This window comes from Minwuia sp. IMCC3060 (assembly GCF_029909435.1).
In the GTDB taxonomy this organism is placed as follows: domain Bacteria; phylum Pseudomonadota; class Alphaproteobacteria; order Minwuiales; family Minwuiaceae; genus Minwuia.
On record NZ_CP123782.1, the window covers coordinates 3,251,716 to 3,268,800 of the forward strand.

Genomic DNA, 17,085 nt, shown 5'->3' on the forward strand with positions numbered 1-17,085 from the left:
ATCAGACCGGACAGCCCCAGGCATCGTTCGGAAGTCTCAGTCCGGATCAGGCGGCGATCATGCCTGACAGGCGGGCACGGATCAGCTGGTCCGCCTCCGCCATGATGCGGTCGATCAGTTCCTTGCAGCTTGGCACATCGTGGATCAGGCCCGCGACCATGCCGCAGCTCCAGGCACCGATGTCCATGTCGCCTTCCATCATCACCTTCGGATATACGCCGGCGACCAGTTCGCGAATGTCGTCGATGGCGATGTCGGCGCCCTTCTCCCGCTCGATCTCCAGGATCTTCTCGACCGCCGGGTTGGTGAGCACGCGTTCGGTGTTGCGCAGGCCGCGCATGACCAGACGGGTGTCCAGTTCGGAGGCCGCGACGATGGCCTGCTTCACGTTCTCATGCACCGGCGCTTCCTTCGTGGCGATGAAGCGGGTGCCCATGTTCATGCCGTCGGCACCCATGGCCAGCGCCGCCACCAGGCTGCGCGCGTCGGCCATGCCGCCGGAGGCGACGAACGGGATCTTCAGTTCCTCGGCCGCGCGGGGCAGCAGGATCATGTTGGGGATGTCGTCCTCCCCGGGATGGCCACCACACTCGAAGCCATCGACGCTGACGGCATCGCAGCCGATCTTCTCCGCCTTCAGGCTGTGCCGGACGGAGGTGCACTTGTGGATCACCTTGATCCCGGCTTCCTTCATGGCGGGCATGTAGGCCTCCGGCGAGCGCCCGGCGGTCTCCACGATCTTCACGCCGCCCTCGATGATGGCGCGGATGTATTCCGGATAGGGCGGAGCCTCGAACGTCGGCAGGAACGTCAGGTTGACGCAGATCGGCTTGTCGGTCATCTCGCGGCACTTGGCGATCTCCTTCGCCAGCTTCTCCGGCGTGCCCTGGGTCAGGCCGGTTATGGTGCCCAGACCGCCGGCATTGGAAACGGCGGCCGCCAGTTCGGCAAAGCCGACATAGTGCATGCCACCCTGGATGATCGGATGCTCGATTCCGAAAAGTTCGGTGATACGTGTCTTCATGGTGCTGCAGCCTCCCCGGCCATTGCGCTGACTGTCGACGCGGGCAATGCGGGGCACGCTGCCCCTCTTGCCTGTCTGATCGGCACCATACCCCCACCACGGCGGGCCGCAAGCACACCGTTCCACCACGGCGCAACCATGACACAAGCCGGTGAAGGCCGGTCCGCCGGCAGGTGCTGCGGAGCGGCTGTCCTGCTAGGCTGATCCCGCCATGCCCGACCAGTTGAAAAGCATCGATGCCCTGCGCCACCCGGCCGGAACCGAACCGCGCCCGGCGACACCCGCGGATACGGAGGCCGGCACGCTCGACTGGCGGGAAGTCTCCAGACTCGCCTGGCGACCCGCCTGGTCGATCCGAAGCCGCCAGGGCAGTGTCGGCCCGTTTCTGGAATTGCTGCGGGAATGGTTCGGACGCTGATTCGAAAGAGATGGCCGCTGACAATGGTCCGGAGCGTTTCATCGCCGGTTGCAAGTGCGCCAACCCGGCCACCGGCTGCATGATCATGGGCGGGCAGTCGACCGGAAAAAAGGACTGGTGCTGCACTCGGACCGGAGAACGGTCTAGATCGTTCCACTGTTTGATTGCGGCACCGGCCCGCTCCCCCACCCGGCCACCCATTCAGCATGATCCCGTGGGTGGCCGGGTGGGGGAGCGGGCCGGTGCGATTCCATCATTCGATGGAACGATCTAGGCAGGCGTTCCGGCCAGTTCCAATCCCTTGAGCAGACGGGACACGTCGTCTGCTCGCACGAACATCGGGTTGCGTGCAGTGTTGGCCACGGTCAGGCGCGGGTTGAGTTCGCAGGCGGTCCTGACGCGATCACCTGCCTCCTCTATCCGTCCAAGCAACGCGAGCGCAGCGCCTGATATGTAATGGGCGCCGTAGAAGTTGGGGCGCATCTGGATCGCCTTGTCCGCAGCCTCGACGCAATGTTCGTACTCGGCGGAAGCAAAATATGCGTTCATGGTCCCGACGTACCACAGGTATCGGGCAGGATCACGCGGGCTGCCGCGCTGGGCTTTCTGGACCGCTTCAAGCGCTTCCACCGTCCGTCCCTGAAACGCAAGGGAATTTGCCAGATGGCCATAGGCTGCCGAGAAATTCGGATTGAATTCCAGCGCTCGGCCCAGTGACTTCGTGGACAGATCCGGCTGTGCGCTGAACATCTGCAGGGAACCCAGCGCCGCATGGCCAAGGGGATTCGACTGATCCAGCGACACGGCCATGAGACCGGATACCTTGGCTTGGGCAATGGCTTCGGCGGCACTGGCTTCCCATGCGTGGAATGCCGCCTGCACATAGCTGAGGGACAGGATGGCATGCGCACTGGAGAACCCCGGGTCGATCTCGATCGCCTTCGCCAGCAGACGCTTCACCTCCGCATGGCCGGCTCCATCGACCTGTTCGTAGAATGGCAGGGCCCTCAGGTAGAGGTCCCATGCAGCGACATCCGCTGTGCGTTCGCTGCGGGCCCGTTTCACCTCGGCTTGTGTGATCTCCGTGCCGACCGCGCTCAACACCTTTGCCGTGATATCGTCCTGCAGCGCAAAGATATCGTCCAGCGTGCCGTCGAACCGGTCCGCCCAAACATGACCACCCGTGGCGGCGTCGATCAACTGGCCGGTCACGCGCACCCGGTCACCACCGCGCCGCACGCTGCCCTCCAGCACGTACCGGACACCGAGTTCCTCGCCAACGCGACGCAGGTCGACCTGCTGCCCCTTGTAACTGAAGGACGAGTTCCGGGCGATTACCACCAGATCGCTGATCTGGGACAGGCCGGTGATGATGTCCTCCGCGATGCCGTCGGAGAAATATTCCTGCTCCGGGTCGCCGCTCATGTTCTGGAACGCGAGGACGGCGATCGATGGCTTCACCGTCGCTGCCGCACCGGAGGTCGAGGCGGCTACGGCCCCACGTGAGCCAGTCTCCGTCAGAATCCGGTATGCGCGGATCGGTCGCTCGAAGTTCTTGACCTTCTGGCCGCCCAGATCCTCGAAGATCGTGTCGATCTTGCCCGCGACGCTCTGATGCACCACGTCCGAGATGCAGATACCGCCAGGCATGGCCAGACCTTCCAGCCGCGCCGCAACATTCACGCCATCGCCCAGGATGTCGTCGCCATCAATGACGATATCGCCAAGGTTGATACCGACCCGGTAGCAGATGCGTTCGCTGTCGGCCACACCCGCCTCCCGCTCCTGCATCCCCTTCTGCACCTCGATGGCACAGCGGACCGCATCGACGACGCTGGGAAATTCGAACAGCATGCCATCACCCATCAGCTTGACGATCCGTCCGTTGTACCGGGCGATGCTCGGGTCGATCAGGTCGACGCGATGCGCCTTCTGGCGCGCAATGACGCTCTCCTCGTCGATCTCCATCAACCGCGAATAACCGACCATGTCAGCGGCGAATATTGCGGCAAGCCGACGTTGTGTGTGGTCGTTGGGCAACGGCAAGTCGATCCTTCAGGAAATCAGAGAGCCGACACTAGAACGACGGACCGTTCGCGTCCATTAAATGAATTTCCCGAAACTGGCTTGCAGACGACCGTTCGACCGGACACGGCCAAGGGTCCGCCCGGGGCACGCACCTGGAGGTGCAGGACGGCCTAGTGCTGCGGAACACAGACCTTGCAGAAGGGGGTCTGCGGCAGCAGCGCCAGCCGTTCCGGGCTGATCCGCTCGCCACAGCCGACGCAGAGGCCGAAGCTGCCGTCCGCGAAGCGTTTCAGGGCCGCATCAATGGCCTCGATCTCCTTCAGCCCGGACAGCCCCAGGCTCTCCATCGCCTCGTCCCCTTCCCGCTGCACGGCGCGCTCCTCCGAATCCGGGTCCGCAACGGTGTCGAGTTCCTCCTCGAACCGGTGCAGCCGGTCCAGCAGTTCCGCCTTCCGAGCCAGCAGTTTCCGGCGAATGTCCTCGTGCTCGGTCATCTCTCCTGCCTCCGTCACCGCTCAGGCCAGCATCCCGGCAATCTGATCCTTCAGATGCAGCCGCTCCTTGCGCATCCGTTCCTCGTTGAACTGGTCCGTCGGCTCGATATTGGTCTCGGCGCGGTGAATGTCGCGGTTCACGGTGTGGTAGCGTTCCGCCAGCTTCCGGAAATGCGCGTCCGTCTCGTTCAGATCATGGATCTTCTGCACCTTGTCCGGAAACTCCTCGGCCAGTTCGTGCGGTGTATGGGACATGGGGTCTCCTCCATTGGACCGGTCGGGCAGCGATGGTGTGCCCGTGCGAAATCCTAGGTGGATCGGGGGCAGCGGCCTTGATCTCGGTCAAGTGACGCGGATCGACTTCCGTGACGCGGCGGAGACCGCGACCCTCGTCGCTCTGCCCCGGGAGAGCGCCTGACACGGCAAGGGGGGTCTCCCCGAACCCGACCGTCGGCACCTTGTGGTTGCCGGGCCGAATGCGCATATCAGCAGGAAGGAACGGACACCCCGGCGTACCGACCCGGCTCCTCCGCGCCCTTCCGCCGCTAATGCCTCCAGCCATCCGGCTGGCCCGGCCTCCGGCACACAGAAGAAGTCATTGAAATGTCCAAGGGCAACAAGACGCGTGGCAACAAGGAAACGAAGAAGCCGAAGCAGGAAAAGCCGAAGGTCTACGCCACCGCCAACTCCAACGCCGCCAAACCCCTGATCTCCCCCGGCAAGCAGGGGAAATAGCTGAAATGCCGGACCAGCGCGGTGATGAGCCGCGCTGGTGTGGGGACGGCCCACACCGTGACCAGCCTGGACGCCGCACACATCATCAAACGTCAGGAAGAAGTGGTAGCGGGAGAGGGACTTGAACCCCCGACACGCGGATTATGATTCCGCTGCTCTAACCAGCTGAGCTACCCCGCCACGACGGCGCGGATACTGGTCAGGGCGGGGCGGGTTGTCAAGCGGGGGATTGGGGGTTTTCGGGACTTTGTGGGGCCGTGTTGAAACAGGGCCCCGGGGCGCCGTTTCGGGGCCTCCTGAGACGCCGCTGTCGCGGGCTTGCCCGCCGTTGCTGCACGGTCGCTGGTGTCAGAGGCATTCCTGGAAGCGGACGGGCTGGCCGATCTTCGGGCCGGTCAGGGCGCCGTCGCGCATCACGATGTGGCCGCGCACCAGGGTCATGACGGGCCAGCCGGTGACGGACTTGCCGTCGAAGGGGGTCCAGCCGGAGATGTTGGCCATCTGCGCGTGGGTGATGGTCTCCGTCCGTTTCAGGTCCACCAGGGTGTAGTCGGCGTCATAGCCCTGGGCCAGCCGCCCCTTCCCCGCCATGCCGAAGACCCGTGACGGGCCGGCGCTGGTCAGGTCCATGAATCGGGTGAGGCTGAGTCGTCCGGCGTTGACGTGGTCCAGCATGATCGGCACCAGCGTCTGCACGCCCGGCATGCCGGAGGGGCTGGCGGGATAGGGCTTCGCCTTTTCCTCCCGCGTGTGGGGGGCATGGTCGGAGCCGATGACATCCACCACGCCCTGCGCCAGCCCGCGCCAGAGACCGGCACGGTGGGCGGCATCGCGGATCGGCGGGTTCATCTGCGCCAGGGTGCCGAGGGCGGGATAGGCTTCCTCCCCCGCCAGGGTCAGATGCTGCGGCGTCGCCTCCACCGTCGCGATGTCCTTGTGGGCCGCGAGCAGCACCATCTCCTCCGCCGTGGTGACATGCAGCACATGGATGCGCCGGCCGGCCTGCCGCGCCAGGGCGAGCAGGCGGGTGGTGGCGCGGATGGCACTTTCGGCATCGCGCCAGACCGGATGGCTGGAGGGATCGCCGGTGACGCGCAGCCCCTCGCGTTCGTTCATGCGCGGCTCATCCTCGCAATGTACCGCGACACGGCGGCGACCGCTCTTCAGGACGGCCAGCACGGAGGGATCATCGGGCACCAGCAGGTTGCCGGTGGAGGCGCCCATGAAGATCTTCACCCCGGCCACACCGGGCAGCAGCTCCAGGTCCGCCAGTTCCGGGGTGTTCTCCGCGGCGGCGCCGACATAGAACGCATGATCGACAGCGGCGCGGCCCTTCGCCCGGTCCAGCTTGTCCTGGATCGCCTCGGGGGTGGTGGTGGAGGGCTTGGTGTTCGGCATTTCGAAGATCGCCGTGACGCCCCCCAGCGCCGCACCGGCCATCCCGGCCTCCAGGTTTTCCTTGTGCTCCGCCCCAGGTTCCCGGAAATGCACCTGGCTGTCGATGACACCGGGCAGCACATGCAGCCCGGTGGCGTCGATCACCTCCCCCGCGTCCGCCTGACCCAGGTCACCGATGAAGGCCGTGCGCCCGTCCCGGACACCCACGTCCGTCCGGCCGATGCCGTCATGGTTGACGACAGTGCCGCCGCGGATGATCAGGTCATAGGTCTCGGGCATCGGGCTGTGGTCTCCGGTTCCGGTGTCAGGGTGAGGGATTCAGGGTGCGGGTCAGCGTGACATGAAGGGGGCGGCGACCAGCACCTGATTGCGCTGGGCGGTGATGTAACCGGCCTCCCGCGAGGCCTTCAGGAACGCGCCCCACTCCGGGTCGGCCTGCATGGCGGCACGCTTCGTTTCGCGGTCGGCGTGGCTGTCATAGGCCCAGACATGGACATAGGTGTTCAGTTCGCCCACTTCCGGCGCGCCGTACATCACCGGCTCCCCCAGATGCCTCTTCTGCACCGCCATGCCGTGCTCCATCCAGAGCTTCATCTGCAGCGGAACGGTGCCGGGCAGGCAGGTATAGGTGCGCATGTCGTAGATCATCAGGTCTCTCCCCCATTGTGGCAGGCTGGCCCCGGCTCCGGGCCGGGGCCTTTTTCGCACTATGGAGCCAATCGGCAGTCAGGGAAACCGTTCAGAACCCCGCATGGCTGCGCGTCGCCGCACCCGGTCCGATGTCGGCGGATTCGGCCGTGTCGGTTCCCACCGCCGGAGCCTGGAGCCGGAGCACGATGATGCCGAGGATCGCGGAACTGACGGAGCCGAGCAGCACACCCAGCCGGACCGCATCCATCTGCGCCGCATCGTCGAAGGCCAGCGACCCGATGAACAGGCTCATGGTGAAACCGATACCGGTCAGGCAGGCAACACCGTAGATGTGCAGCCAGTTCACCCCCTGCGGCAACCCGCCGACCCCGGTCTTCACCAGCACCCAGATGAAGCTGAAGACGCCCACCTGCTTGCCGATGAACAGACCCAGCGCGATGCCGAGCGGCAGGGGTGCCAGCAGATCGGAGAAGGAGATTCCCTGCAGCGAGACACCTGCGTTGGCAAAGGCGAACAGCGGCAGGACGAGGAAGGAAACCCAGGGTTTCAGTCCGTGCTCCATCTCCAGCAGCGGGCCGTGGCTGCCTTCCGGCGCGGAATTCGGCGCACGCATCGGAATGGTCAGGGCGATCATCACACCGGCCAGGGTCGCATGGACGCCGGACTTCAGCACCGCCACCCAGATCACCAGGCCGATCAGCAGATAGGGTGCCGTCCGCGTGACACCGATCCGGTTCAGCCCCAGAAGCAGCGCGAACCCGACAAGACCGATCAGCAGCGATACGATCGACAGGTCCGCCGTATAGAACAGGGCGATGATGACGATGGCGGCCAGGTCATCGATGATCGCGATGGCCAGCAACAGGATCTTCAGCGCCACCGGCACCCGCGACCCCAGCAGCGCCAGGATACCGAGCGCGAAGGCAATGTCGGTCGCCGCCGGGATGGCCCAGCCGTCCAGGTTCGCCGGCACACCCTGGTTGATCAGCACGAACACCATTGCCGGGATCGTGATGCCGCCAATCGCCGCCACCACGGGCAGTATCGCGCGGTCGAGGCGCGAGAGCTCGCCCTCCAGCACCTCGCGCTTGATCTCCAGCCCGACGAGGAAGAAGAAGATCGCCATCAGGCCGTCATTGACCCATAGCAGCAACGGCTTGGCGATCTGCAAAGCGCCGACCTGCACCTCGATCGGGACGGCCAGGAAGGCGGTATAGAGCGGCGACAGGGGCGAATTGTTGACGATCAGCGCCAGCAATGCCGCCAGCATCAACGTGATCCCGGGCGCGGCCTCCTGCCCCGCAAAACGTTCGATCCGTGCCCAGGCAGCCTGTGCCATGCCGCTTTCCCTCCTCAAACTGAAATCCTGCGTCCGTACGGCGCGATCCCTCCTCCAGATGCTTGATATTCATGATCTATCCAATTGATTGCCCCCTGCTATGTGATAGGTTTTCTCTATGAAGATGATCATCCTCGAAAGACTGCCTAACTAGAGGTGCGGAGACGCAGGTCACAGGGAAGGAAACCGACATGCCCAGCCTGAGGCAGCTCGAATATCTCGTCGCCCTGTCGGAAACACGTCACTTCCGCAAGGCTGCGGAGAAGACCGGTGTCAGCCAGCCGACGTTGAGCGCGCAGATCAGCACGCTTGAACAGCGGCTGGGTGTGTCGCTGGTGGAGCGTGGGCGCAACGCCATCCTGCTGACCGATGCAGGCCGCCGGATCGAGCAGATCGCGCGCCAGATGCTGCGCCAGGCACAGGAGATCCGAGATATCGCCACGACCTCGCAGGGACGGATGGGAGGAACGGTGCGACTGGGTCTGGCCCCCACCATCGGGCCCTATCTGCTGCCCCGGCTGCTGCCGGAACTCCATGCGGAACACCCCGCGTTCAAGATGCACGTGCGGGAGAACAAGCCTGAGGCACTGGCACCGGCACTGGTTGACGGTTCGCACGACGTCATCCTTGCCCCGCTGCCGTTGCGGGGTCACGAGATCGATACCCGGCCCCTGTTCCGTGAACCGCTTTTCGTGGTGGTGGCCGAAGATCACCCGCTGGCAGACAGACCGGTCCTGGACCGCAACGACCTGCAGGGCCAGGACGTGCTGGCGCTGGAAAGCGGGCATCAGCTGCATGAACAGGTCGAACAGCTCTGCGCCGAGTTCGGCGCACGATTGCGGTTCGACTTCGAGGGCACGAGCCTCGATACCCTGCGCCAGATGGTGGCCCTGGGCATGGGCATCTCCTTCCTGCCGGGTGTCTATGTCCAGACAGTACTGACCTCGGCCAGTGGCGTCGTCGCCCGCCCCCTGTCCGGCCGGGGCCTGTTTCGCACCATCGGCATGGGGTGGCGACGCACCTCCCCCCGGACCGCGGACTTCGGAATGCTTGGCGATCTGGTCCAGGCGACCGTGGCCCGCGACTTCCCGGGGTTCCCGCGTCTCTGAACGCGCACGGCCCTGCGGCGCGCACCTGTCATCGTCCGTGGTGCCTTGCTTCGCGCCGGGCGGAGGTGCCGGTCAACCGCCCGACCAGGCTCACCCGGATCAGCCCGCCATTTACTTGTCGGCAGGCATGTACGATGAATGACGCGAGATCAGGGGAGGTACTGAAATGATCGATTTCGCACTGACGGACGAGCAGCAGGAACTGCAGGATCGCGTGACCCGCTTCGTGGCGGAGAAGGTGATCCCGTTCGAGAAGGACAGCAGGCGTGGATCGCATGGACCGTCGGAGGACCTGCGTGACGAGCTGGTGGCTCTGGCAAAGGCGGAGGGGCTGCTGAGTTCACATGTCTCGACCGAGTGGGGCGGCATGGGGGCGGACCACCGCACAAAGGCGGTGATCTTCGAGGCGGCGGGCTATTCCATGCTCGGTCCCGTGGCGCTGAACATCGCCGCGCCGGATGAAGGCAACATGCACCTGCTGGATCACGTGGGGACGGAGGCGCAGAAGCAGCAGTACCTGAAGCCGCTGGCGGACGGTTCGGCACGCTCCATCTTCCTGATGACGGAGCCGTCACCCGGTGCCGGTTCCGACCCTTCGGCCATGCAGACGATCGCGCGGCCGGACGGCAACGGCTGGCGCATCTCCGGCCGCAAATGGCTGATCACGGGGGCGGAGGGCGCCTCGGTCGGCATCGTCATGGCCAATACGGTCGACGAGAAGGGCGAGAACATCGGTGCCTCGATGTTCATGACACCGCTGCCGAACCCGGCGGTGAAGATCGTGCGGGTGCTGGACACGATGGATTCCAGCTTCACCGGCGGCCATGCGGAGGTCGATATCGACGACCTGCGTGTCGATGGCGACGCGGTGCTGGGGGAGATCGGCAAGGGCTTCCGCTATGCGCAGGTCCGCCTGGCCCCGGCGCGTCTGACCCACTGCATGCGCTGGCTGGGTGCCGCGCGACGGGCGCACGATATCGCCACCGGCTATGCCCGTGAGCGCATGGCCTTCGGCAAGCCGCTGATCGATCACGAGGGCGTGGGCTTCCAGCTTGCCGACAACGAGATGGATATCCTGCAGTCGCGGCTGACCATCTGGCACACCGCCTGGGTGCTGGACCAGGGCGAACGCGGCGGACGCGAAAGCTCCATGGCCAAGGTCATCTGCTCGGAAGCCATCTATCGCACCGTCGACCGGTCATTGCAGGTTCTGGGCGGTCTCGGCCTGACGCGGGATACGGAAGTGGAGCGCATCTTCCGCGATGTCCGCGCCTTCCGCGTCTATGACGGCCCGTCGGAAGTGCATCGCTGGTCACTGGCCAAGCAGCTGAAACGCGGCTGATGATGCGCTAGTCGCTGACCCGGCCGCCGCACTTCCCCTCCCGATCACCCACGCAAGTATCCTGAAACGGGTGGTCGGGAGGAGGAGAGCGCGGCACGGTTGGCAGCAAGCCCCCTGCTAGTGCGTCTCGTCCTGGGCTTCCTTGAGGGCCCTGTTGTGGGCCTCCAGCAGGTCCCTGAAGTAGACGACACCGACAAGTTCCCTGTCGTCCGGGTTACGCACCACGGGCAGGAACCGGAATGACGTGCCCCGGAACGCCTTCAGGGCATCGTCGAGCGGCATGTCCTGATGCAGCACCACGGTCGTCGGGGTCGAGATATCGACCGCGCGACAGATGTCGTTCAGATGCGGATCCAGCAGCGCGTACTTGATGTCGTTGGGTTGCAGGCAGCCAAGCAGGAACCCCTTCTCATCGACCAGGAAGTGAGCCAGCGCCTCACTCTCCCGGTACATCTCCCTCAACTGGGAAAACGTGGTTTCAGGCGTGATCGCCAGGTAGTCACTGGCCGCGACGCGCCGCACGGTCTGCGCATGCATCAGCACCTCGTCCGCCTGCACCAGATCCACCGCCCGGCGGGCAAGCTGCCAGTGGAAGAAACTGATGTAGCGGTACTGCCGCGATACCACGGTGGCCAGCACGACGCCCACCATCAGTGCAATGGTGACCCGGTAGTCACCCGTCAGCTCGAACACGATCAGGGTGGTGGAAATCGGTGCGCCCAGGATCGCCGCGGCGACGGCCCCCATGCCGACCATCGCGTAAAGACCGTGTTCCGCCGCCAGCTCCGGAAAAATGCGGGCCGCGATCAGTCCGAACGCGCCACCGGTCATGGCACCGATGAACAGCGCAGGCGAGAAGACACCGCCACCGAACCCGCCCGCGATGGTGATCGACGTGGCCGCCATCTTGGCCGCAACCAGCAGGATCAGCAGCGACAGCGGGTAGAGCTGCTTCAGGGCATTGTCCGTCGCCTCGTACCCCACGCCCAGCACCTCCGGGTAGAGCAGGGCGATGGCACCGACGGCCAGACCGGCGATGGGCGGACGCCAGAACACCGGGATCTTCAGCACATCCTCGATCACGTCCCGCGTGAACCCGACCGACCAGAAGAAGATCAGGGCCATGATCCCGCAGACAATCCCCAGCAGCATGAAGGCCGGAAATTCCCAGAAACTGAGGATGTCGTATTGCGGGATCAGGAAGGCCGGGAAGTCACCGATGTGGATGCGGGTCACCACAGTGCCGATGACGGAGGCCACGACGACCGGGGCCAGCGCCCGCAGCGCATAGTGCCCCAGCACGACCTCATGCGCGAAGATGACACCGGCGATGGGCGCATTGAAGGACGCCGCCACGCCCGTTGCCACCCCGCAGGCCAGAAGGGTATGGCCGTCCAGCCGGTCCATCTTCAGCAACTTGCCGACGGAGCCCGATATGGCGCCGCCCAGATGCACCAGCGGTCCCTCCCGCCCCGTGGAGGCGCCGGCACCGAGGGAGATCACGCTGGCGAACGCGGCCCCGAGACCGGTGCGGAGTGACATACGTCCTTCGTTGTAGACCCCGGCCTCGATCACATCCGGCACGCCCTGCGGCCGTCCGCCAGGCATGAGGTAACGCAGGAACAGGGCCAGGATGACGCCGCCCACCGCCGGAGCCAGAACCACGTGCCACCATGGCAGGGCCTGCACAGTGGCGACCAGATATTCCGATGTTTCGCCGAAGAAGAGGAACTGCGTGCCGCTGAGCGCGAGACGGAACAGGATCGCGGCATACCCGACCGCCAGCCCGACGATCACGGCAATGCCGATCAGATAGAACTGATGCCGTGGAACGAAATCACGGAAGGGGCGAAAGTCGCGGAACGAGTTGCGGAAAAGGGGACCAAGCATCAGTCCCGGTCCGGCGCACAAGAGGTCATGTCGCCGGTCCCTGCATCAGGACTTGCGACGGATACGCATGCCCAGACCGGCCTGTTCCGGCCAGGCAAGATCCTTCTGCGTTTCGGCCAGACGGGCCACGGCCTGCTGAACTTCGGCGGGCATCTCTGCCGACCGGCGGGTGCCGAGGTCCACATGCAGGCACATCTGTTCGGAGGTGGCGGAAAGGAACCCCTCCGTCGCGTGATACATGCGGAAGAAGGCATGAATCCGCTTCGCGTCATGGTCCAGCAACTGCACGTCGTAGCGCAGCGGCGCCCCCTCCAGCACCTCGCCCATGTAGTGGACGTGGGTCTCCAGGGTGAAGAAGGACTTGTTGGTCTCGCGCACATAGTCGACGCCGATGCCCAGATGATCGAACAGGGCGTCGGTCGCCTTGTCGAAGGCAACATTGTAGTAGCCGACGTTCATGTGGCCGTTGTAGTCGATCCAGTCGCTCAGAACGGTGGCATCGAGGATATGCAAGGGTTCGGAATTGCTCATGTTTCGATCCTACCGCGAACGCGGCGGCAGGCAAGCGCCGTTGACGGCATGGCACATGATCTCCAACTATGAATGCGGCAGGGACATCACACTGACCCGCGATGCCCTGGACAGACACGCCGCATCACCTGGCGAGCGAAGGACGCATCGACATGAACGGCCTGCAACGTTCGGCTCTCCGCCTGCCCGACGGCAGTGAATGTACCGTCCTGAAGACCAATGACGGCTCCGGGCGTCCCCTGCTTTACATCCACGGGATCAGCGGGCTGGAGGCGGACCGGAGCCTGCTGTCGGAACTGTCGTCCGCATTTGCCGTTCTTGCCCCGGTCCTGGACGGATTCCGGGCAATCGGCGATGTCCCGCTGATCCAGCGCAAGGTGATCGAACTGCTTTCGGCGTCGGACCTCAGGTCGCCGATGCTGGCAGGTCATGCCGCAGGCGCGGCGGTGGCCGCCGAACTGGCCGCCACCATGCCCGGCACCTTCAGTCACCTCTTCCTGCTGTCCCCGATCGGGCTGGATGCGGAACAGCGTCCCGTCTCAGGTGAAGGTGTCGGCAACCGGCTGGGGCATATCGACTGCCGCACGACGCTTGTCTGGGGCAAGCAGGACGCGGAGGTCAGCATGGAATCGATCCTGGAACTCGCCCGGGTGATCCCGTCTGCCGGGGTTGCGACCGTGCCCCGGGGCACCGGCGACATGGTCACCACCCTGCCCGCAAAGGTCGCCCGCGCGATGCTGAACGGATTGCGCGTTCTCGCCTAGATCAGCCGCGGGACGGCATCACGTCCAGCCGCACCACCATGCCCTTCTGCCCCTGCGGCGAAGGATAGCGGTCGAACACCTTCGGGTCATGGCCGGGGACGATGCAGTCGGGGTCATCGGCCAGACGGCGCATGGTGCGGAAGGCATCCAGCATCTCCCCCTGATTCCAGACGATGACGAAGGGGCGGTCCGCCTCCATGTTCTCGTAGTAGTGGCTGGCGTCGGAGGCGAGGACGATCCAGCCGACCTGGGTCCAGACCCGGACCACCTGCAGGCCCTGTGTATGGCCGCCGACATGATGGACCGACAGGCCGGGTTCCAGTTCGGCCTCTCCGTCATGGAACTCGACCCGTCCCTGAAACACGTGGTGGACCAGATCGGCGATATGGTCGGCGGTATAGGCATGGCTGATGGCGGGGCGGGTCATCTGGCGTCCGGTGGCATAGGACATCTCGCTGTCCTGCAGATGAAACCGGGCCTTCGGGAAATGTGCATGCCCGCCGATGTGGTCGTAGTGCAGATGGGTGATGATGACGTCCTCGACGTCATGGCTCTCGATGCCGATCAGGGCCAGTCCCTCCCGCACCGTGCGGACCAGGCGCCGGTTGCGCCGCTCCGCATCCAGCACGTCGAAGCCGGTATCGACCACCCAGACCTTGCCATCGCGTACCAGCGCCCAGATGAAATAGTCCATGTCCATCGGCGCATCATGCGGGTCGCCCCCGATGAAGTGATCGCCGCGGCGTGCCTCCCGCTCGGCATACTTGATGGCATAGACCTCGAATGGCGCAGCATTGGTCATCGGATTCTCCCCCGGTCTTCAGTCCCCGTTCCTGCAACCCTCATCGTCACCAGACGTCCGGCCCTTGCAAGCCCTTTGACCTTCCCCTATCGCTGAGCCAACCTGAATTCCCCTGAGGAGGATGTGAAAACATGGGCGCTCTCGACGGTCTTCGGATCATTGACCTGACGCGGGTCCTGGGTGGGCCGTACTGCGCCCAGATCCTGGCGGATCACGGTGCCGATGTGGTCAAGCTGGAACCCCCGCAGGGGGACGAGGTCCGCGACTGGGGACCGCCGTTCCAGGACGGTCTTTCGGCCTATTTCTCCGGCGTCAACCGCAACAAGCGCAGCCTCGGTCTCGACCTGTCGCAGGCTGAAGGCCGCGAGGTGCTGATGACGCTGCTGGAAGGCGCGGACGTGCTGATGGAGAACTTCAAGCCCGGCACGCTGGAGAAATGGGGCATCGGCTACGAGGACGTGCTGTCGAAGCGCTTCCCGAAGCTGGTGCACTGCCGTATCTCCGGTTTCGGTGCCGATGGCCCGTTCGGTGGCCTGCCGGGCTATGACGCCGCGATCCAGGCCTGGACCGGCCTGATCTCGGTCAATGGCGCGCCCGAGAGCGGCGCGGTCCGCCTGGGCATTCCGCTCGTGGACCTCGGCACCGGTCTCTATTCCGCCATCGGTATCCTCGCGGCGCTGCAGGAACGCGCCCGCTCCGGCAAGGGCCAGTATGTCGATGTCAGCCTGTTCGACTGTGGTGTGGCGATGCAGCATCCGCACGCCCCGAACTTCTTCCAGTCCGGCAATGCGCCGAAGCTGACCGGCAACGCACATCCCAATATCTATCCCTATGACCTGTTCCGCACGAAGGGCGCGGACCTGTTCCTGGCGGTGGGCAATGACCGCCAGTTCCAGCGCCTGATGGAGATCCTTGGCAGACCCGAGGTCGCGAAGGATGCGCGGTTCCTGCACAATCCCGACCGCAGCGTGAACCGCGCGGAACTGGACGCGATCCTGGAACCGCTGTGCGCCGAATGGGACGGGCTGGAACTGGCAACGAAGCTGCTTTCCAGCGGTGTGCCCGCCGGTGCCGCCCTGACGGTGCCGGAGGTTGCTGCGCATCCGCATACGCTGGCGCGGGAGATGGTGGTGTCGAAGGGCAACTACCGGGGCACCGGCATCCCCGTGAAACTCTCTCGCACGCCAGGCTCGGTGCGCTCGACACCACCAGACTTCGGTGTCGACGGGCGCGCCATCCTGCGGGAGGCCGGCCTGGACGAGGATGCGATCGACAAGCTCTACGCCGCCGGCATCACGCTGGAAGAGCGGCGGACCTGAAACCCGACGGGGGAGACACGATGGACAAGGATCTGTTCGAAACCGGGCTCGATATCCGGAAGTCAGTGGTGGGTGCGGAATATGTCGACCGTGCCATGGCCGCCGCCGACGCCTTCAACCAGGACTTCCAGAACATGGTGACGGAATACTGCTGGGGCGGGGCCTGGGGCCGCGAGGGGCTGAGCCGCCGGGACCGCAGCCTGCTCAATCTCGCCATGCTGTCGGCCCTGAACCGGCCGCAGGAGTTCAAGCTGCATTTCAAGGGCGCGCTGAAGAATGGCGCAAGCCTGGTGGAGATCCGCGAGGTGCTGCTTCAGGTCGCGGTCTATTGCGGCATCCCGGCGGGCGTCGAGGCGTTTCGGCTGGCCCGGCAGGTAATGGAGGAAGAAGGCATCGACCCGAACGAGGAGATGAAATCCGAATGACCGACCAGAAGCCGATGACCGTGCCCGGAATCAAGGCCCGGAAAGGCGGCACACCGATTGTCTCGCTGACCGCCTATGACTATCCGACGGCCAGTGCCATCGACGACCTTGTCGATTTCATGCTTGTCGGCGACAGCCTCGGCATGGTGGTTCACGGGCTGCCGACCACGCAGGGCGTCACCATGGAGATGATGATCATGCATGGCCAGGCCGTGACGCGCGGTGCGAAGCGGGCGCTGGTGGTGGTGGACATGCCCTTCGGATCCTTCGAGGAAAGTCCGGAGATGGCCTGCCGCAACGCGGTGCGCATGATGAAGGAAACCGGTTGCTCCGCCGTGAAGCTGGAGGGCGGGCAGGAAATGGCCGAGACCATCCGGTTCCTTACCGAACGAGGGATCCCTGTGCTGGCCCACGTCGGCCTGATGCCGCAGAAGGTCGCGATGATGGGCGGCTTCCGCACACAGGGCCGCAAGTCGGAGATGGCGCTGAAGGTCATGGCGGACGCGCAGGCCGTCGATGATGCCGGTGCCTTCGCCATGGTGATCGAGGGAACGATCGAGCCACTGGCGCGGGAGATCACCGAAACCGTTGCCATTCCCACCATCGGCATCGGGGCCTCGCCCGCCTGCGACGGTCAGATTCTGGTGGTGAACGACCTGATCGGACTGGCCAGCGACTACATGCCGAAGTTCGTCAAGCGCTACGCCGAAGCCTCCGACACCATCCGCACGGCTGTCAGCGCCTACGCCGACGAAGTCCGCGCCCGCACCTTCCCCGGACCCGAACATTGTTTCGGCATGCCGAAGGACAAGTGAC

18 protein-coding genes and 1 tRNA gene are annotated in these 17,085 nt (G+C 64.9%); 8 read left to right on the forward strand and 11 right to left on the reverse strand.

Features of this window, described 5'->3' with window-relative positions; genetic code table 11:
- Positions 1–46: 46 nt before the first annotated feature.
- Positions 47–1,024 (reverse strand): nitronate monooxygenase family protein, encoded by a 978-nt coding sequence (locus QGV54_RS15230; RefSeq protein ID WP_281015984.1) that lies wholly within the window; start codon positions 1,022–1,024, stop codon positions 47–49.
- Positions 1,025–1,235: 211 nt separating this feature from the next.
- On the opposite strand from QGV54_RS15230, the gene QGV54_RS15235 reads away from it, so the two are divergent.
- Positions 1,236–1,442: a hypothetical protein gene (locus tag QGV54_RS15235; RefSeq protein WP_281015983.1), complete on the forward strand. Its 207-nt coding sequence runs from the start codon at positions 1,236–1,238 to the stop codon at positions 1,440–1,442.
- 270 nt (positions 1,443–1,712) lie between these two features.
- On the opposite strand, the gene QGV54_RS15240 is transcribed toward QGV54_RS15235, so the two are convergent.
- From QGV54_RS15240 to QGV54_RS15250, 3 genes are all read right to left on the reverse strand, one after another.
- Positions 1,713–3,482, reverse strand: coding sequence for an adenylate/guanylate cyclase domain-containing protein (locus tag QGV54_RS15240; protein WP_281019977.1), 1,770 nt, complete (start codon positions 3,480–3,482; stop codon positions 1,713–1,715).
- A 158-nt stretch (positions 3,483–3,640) separates the two neighbouring features.
- Positions 3,641–3,964 carry a TraR/DksA C4-type zinc finger protein gene (locus QGV54_RS15245; RefSeq protein ID WP_281015981.1) on the reverse strand — a complete coding sequence of 108 codons (324 nt, stop codon included), beginning with the start codon at positions 3,962–3,964 and terminating at the stop codon, positions 3,641–3,643.
- Positions 3,965–3,985: 21 nt separating this feature from the next.
- On the reverse strand, positions 3,986–4,219 hold the full coding sequence (locus QGV54_RS15250; RefSeq protein WP_281015980.1) for a DUF465 domain-containing protein: 234 nt from the start codon (positions 4,217–4,219) through the stop codon (positions 3,986–3,988).
- Between the two features lie 348 nt (positions 4,220–4,567).
- Here QGV54_RS15250 and QGV54_RS15255 point away from each other — a divergent pair, with 348 nt between their 5' ends.
- Positions 4,568–4,699, forward strand: a complete 132-nt coding sequence (locus tag QGV54_RS15255) for a hypothetical protein (RefSeq protein WP_281015979.1) — start codon at positions 4,568–4,570, stop codon at positions 4,697–4,699.
- Between the two features lie 103 nt (positions 4,700–4,802).
- On the opposite strand, the gene QGV54_RS15260 is transcribed toward QGV54_RS15255, so the two are convergent.
- From QGV54_RS15260 to nhaA, 4 genes are all read right to left on the reverse strand, one after another.
- A tRNA-Met gene (locus tag QGV54_RS15260) sits at positions 4,803–4,879 on the reverse strand.
- Positions 4,880–5,047: 168 nt separating this feature from the next.
- Positions 5,048–6,376, reverse strand: a complete 1,329-nt coding sequence (locus tag QGV54_RS15265) for a dihydroorotase (RefSeq protein WP_281015966.1) — start codon at positions 6,374–6,376, stop codon at positions 5,048–5,050.
- A gap of 51 nt (positions 6,377–6,427) precedes the next feature.
- Positions 6,428–6,745: an NIPSNAP family protein gene (locus QGV54_RS15270; RefSeq protein ID WP_281015965.1), complete on the reverse strand. Its 318-nt coding sequence runs from the start codon at positions 6,743–6,745 to the stop codon at positions 6,428–6,430.
- A 91-nt stretch (positions 6,746–6,836) separates the two neighbouring features.
- Entirely contained in the window at positions 6,837–8,087 is a 1,251-nt protein-coding gene (gene nhaA / locus QGV54_RS15275) for a Na+/H+ antiporter NhaA (protein WP_281015964.1), read from the reverse strand.
- 191 nt (positions 8,088–8,278) lie between these two features.
- Here nhaA and QGV54_RS15280 point away from each other — a divergent pair, with 191 nt between their 5' ends.
- Together QGV54_RS15280 and QGV54_RS15285 are read left to right on the forward strand one after the other, a co-directional pair.
- Positions 8,279–9,196, forward strand: coding sequence for a hydrogen peroxide-inducible genes activator (locus QGV54_RS15280; RefSeq protein WP_281019843.1), 918 nt, complete (start codon positions 8,279–8,281; stop codon positions 9,194–9,196).
- A 169-nt stretch (positions 9,197–9,365) separates the two neighbouring features.
- Positions 9,366–10,538, forward strand: coding sequence for an acyl-CoA dehydrogenase family protein (locus tag QGV54_RS15285; protein WP_348637686.1), 1,173 nt, complete (start codon positions 9,366–9,368; stop codon positions 10,536–10,538).
- 117 nt (positions 10,539–10,655) lie between these two features.
- Here QGV54_RS15285 and QGV54_RS15290 read toward each other — a convergent pair whose 3' ends face one another.
- Both QGV54_RS15290 and QGV54_RS15295 read right to left on the reverse strand, forming a co-directional pair.
- The gene (locus QGV54_RS15290; RefSeq protein ID WP_281019841.1) at positions 10,656–12,428 is read right to left on the reverse strand and encodes a chloride channel protein; all 1,773 of its coding nucleotides are present in this window, start codon (positions 12,426–12,428) and stop codon (positions 10,656–10,658) included.
- 45 nt (positions 12,429–12,473) lie between these two features.
- A complete protein-coding gene (locus QGV54_RS15295; protein ID WP_281019978.1) occupies positions 12,474–12,959 on the reverse strand; it encodes a thioesterase family protein in 486 nt (161 codons plus the stop codon).
- Between the two features lie 152 nt (positions 12,960–13,111).
- Here QGV54_RS15295 and QGV54_RS15300 point away from each other — a divergent pair, with 152 nt between their 5' ends.
- Positions 13,112–13,723 carry a hypothetical protein gene (locus QGV54_RS15300; RefSeq protein ID WP_281019839.1) on the forward strand — a complete coding sequence of 204 codons (612 nt, stop codon included), beginning with the start codon at positions 13,112–13,114 and terminating at the stop codon, positions 13,721–13,723.
- A 1-nt stretch (position 13,724) separates the two neighbouring features.
- Here QGV54_RS15300 and QGV54_RS15305 read toward each other — a convergent pair whose 3' ends face one another.
- The gene (locus QGV54_RS15305; RefSeq protein WP_281019838.1) at positions 13,725–14,525 is read right to left on the reverse strand and encodes an N-acyl homoserine lactonase family protein; all 801 of its coding nucleotides are present in this window, start codon (positions 14,523–14,525) and stop codon (positions 13,725–13,727) included.
- Between the two features lie 131 nt (positions 14,526–14,656).
- Here QGV54_RS15305 and QGV54_RS15310 point away from each other — a divergent pair, with 131 nt between their 5' ends.
- From QGV54_RS15310 to panB, 3 genes are read left to right on the forward strand one after another with little or no spacing between them, the layout of a single operon-like run.
- A complete protein-coding gene (locus QGV54_RS15310) occupies positions 14,657–15,844 on the forward strand; it encodes a CaiB/BaiF CoA-transferase family protein (RefSeq protein ID WP_281019837.1) in 1,188 nt (395 codons plus the stop codon).
- A 20-nt stretch (positions 15,845–15,864) separates the two neighbouring features.
- Positions 15,865–16,269 carry a carboxymuconolactone decarboxylase family protein gene (locus tag QGV54_RS15315; RefSeq protein ID WP_281019836.1) on the forward strand — a complete coding sequence of 135 codons (405 nt, stop codon included), beginning with the start codon at positions 15,865–15,867 and terminating at the stop codon, positions 16,267–16,269.
- Positions 16,266–17,084: a 3-methyl-2-oxobutanoate hydroxymethyltransferase gene (gene panB / locus QGV54_RS15320; protein ID WP_281019835.1), complete on the forward strand. Its 819-nt coding sequence runs from the start codon at positions 16,266–16,268 to the stop codon at positions 17,082–17,084. Before QGV54_RS15315 ends, panB begins: the two co-directional genes overlap by 4 nt.
- Position 17,085: the final 1 nt, after the last annotated feature.